The following is a 491-nucleotide window of genomic DNA, read 5'->3' as shown; positions in this document are numbered from 1 at the left end:
CGGCCGCCGCCGACAGGAACAGAAGTCTAGAAACAAGAAAGCTTCAAAGAATCAAAAAACTAAAATCAAAACACGCGCTGCCAATACCCAACATCAATCCATTGTCCGAACTTTCGCCCAACTTGTTCAAGGTGTGCGACTTTCTTCATGCCAAATTTTTCATGTAAGGCTTCGCTCGCTTCATTCGGCAAAGCAACCACCGCCATCACTGCATGCACATCAAGTTGACTCAAACGCTCAAACAAAGCCTGATACAACATTGAACCTACGCCTTTATGATGAAGATTGGCATCGAGATATACGCTAACTTCTTTGGAATAACGATACGCAGAGCGCTCACGCCAAGGCGCAGAATAGGCATATCCAAGACCCTGACCATCTTGCTCCGCGACTAACCATGGTAAGCCAAGTTCTTGTACTTGATTAATTCTTGTCAGAATCTGATTAGCGTCAAGAGGCTCTTCTTCAAAGGTGACGACCGTATGCTTAAT

The 491-nt window shown here is 45.2% G+C and carries 1 protein-coding gene; it reads right to left on the bottom strand.

What is annotated here, in order from left to right; genetic code table 11:
- Window positions 1-65: 65 nt before the first annotated feature.
- Window positions 66-491 (bottom strand): GNAT family N-acetyltransferase (locus tag A3739_RS26930; protein ID WP_068503437.1); only part of this gene is annotated, 426 nt, incomplete at its 5' end.

This window comes from Oleiphilus sp. HI0067 (assembly GCF_001635735.1).
Note: the sequence above shows the minus strand (reverse complement) of the source record. Positions and strands in the feature narration are given on the sequence as shown.